2 protein-coding genes are annotated in these 1,366 nt (G+C 65.4%); both read right to left on the bottom strand.

Annotated elements, in window-relative coordinates; all coding sequences use genetic code 11:
- Nucleotides 1-59 precede the first annotated feature (59 nt).
- The gene (locus tag FJ418_RS31760) at nucleotides 60-335 is read right to left on the bottom strand and encodes a hypothetical protein (protein WP_140872231.1); all 276 of its coding nucleotides are present in this window, start codon (nucleotides 333-335) and stop codon (nucleotides 60-62) included.
- Nucleotides 335-1,366, bottom strand: a 1,032-nt coding sequence (locus tag FJ418_RS31755; protein ID WP_210243182.1) for a WD40 repeat domain-containing protein, incomplete at its 5' end; no start/stop codon positions are given. The genes FJ418_RS31760 and FJ418_RS31755, both read right to left, overlap by 1 nt.

The following is a 1,366-nucleotide window of genomic DNA, read 5'->3' as shown; positions in this document are numbered from 1 at the left end:
GCAGATCGCTCCGCTCTCACCGCGAATGCTCGCCACCGGCCGCGTGTACTGCGTCGTCATCAAACCCGCCATCCAACGCGACTAGTGGCTGTCGCGGCCTCAGCGACATCCTCAGGCAGACGGGAGAAGGAATAGACCACTCCATGAAAGGCGGTCGCAAGGCAGCGCGGCTGCTTCAGCCGCAACGACAGCACGAGAATCTCGAAATAGCAGGAATCTGGTTCGATCGGGCTGCCGGCTATGCCGAGTCCCTGGTCGCGCAGCCTTTTCACGAATGCCCAATCCATTGTCGATTGCCCGACGATCCCTTCGCTCAGAGGCGTCAGCCGGCCCATCAGTTCTGTCCTCCATTACGCGCTTGCCAGGCTGCGAGCAGTGACGGTTCGCTCGCCCATTCCCGACAAGTCGGCTCCCAGTCCTTGACTGGCCCGATATGACGCTGCCACTCCTCTGCCGAGAGGTTGCGGCCGACGCGCTCCCGGCAAAGCTTCTTGAACACCCGGTCCGGAGTCAGGAACAGCCGGGCGCTGCCATCCCAGCTGGCAGTTGCGAGCAGTTCGCCGCCGGGGCTGAAGGCGACAGCCGTGACTGGGCTGCTGTGCTCGATGCGGGCCACCTCGCTGCCGTCTGATGTGCGGATCAGCCGCGCACTACCGTCCCGGCTACCAGTGGCGAGCAAGTCGCCCTTTGGGCTAAACGCGACGGCCGGAACTGTGTTGCCGTGCTCGATGCGGGCCACTTCTTTGTCGTCGACGGTGCGGATCAGTCGCGCGCCACCGTCGGCGCTGCCGGTCACCAAGAGGTCGCCGTTCGGGTTGAAGGCGATGGCCAAGACCGCGTAGTTATGCTTGATGCGAGCCACCTCTTTGCCATCGACGGTGCGGATCAGCCGCGCGTTGCGTGAACTGCCGGTGGCAAGCAGTTCGCCACTCGGGTTGAAGGCCACGGCGTTGACGGGCTCGTCGTGCCTGGCGCGAGCCACCTCTTTGCCGTCGGCGGTGCGGATGAGCCTCGCGCTGCCGTCGTCGCTGGCGGTGGCAATAAGGTCGCCCTTCGGGCTGAATGCGACGGCATTGACTGTGCTCCCGTGCTCGATGCGGACCGCCTCCTTGCCATCGGCGGTACGGATCAGCCGCGCACTGCCGTCCCGGCTGCCAGTGGCGAGCAAGTCGCCCTTTGGGTTGAAGGCAACGGCTGAAACTGTGTCGCTGTGCTCGATGCGGGCCGCCTCTTTGCCGTCGACTGTGCGGATCAGCCGTGCAGTGCCATCATCGCTGCCGGTGGCGAGCAGATCGCCGTTCGGGCTGAAGGCGACGGCGGTGACGCGGCTGCCATGCTCGATGCGGGCCACCTCGTGGTCGTCGGC

This window comes from Mesorhizobium sp. B2-8-3, assembly GCF_006440815.1.
GTDB lineage: Bacteria > Pseudomonadota > Alphaproteobacteria > Rhizobiales > Rhizobiaceae > Mesorhizobium.
The sequence above is the reverse complement of the archived record's forward strand: the minus strand, read 5'-3'. Positions and strand labels throughout refer to the sequence as shown.

What these genes read in the sequence shown, in the direction of transcription:
- FJ418_RS31760 (WP_140872231.1), bottom strand. Translation starts at nt 335, where the DNA reads ATGGGCCGGCTGACGCCTCTGAGCGAAGGGATCGTCGGGCAATCGACA.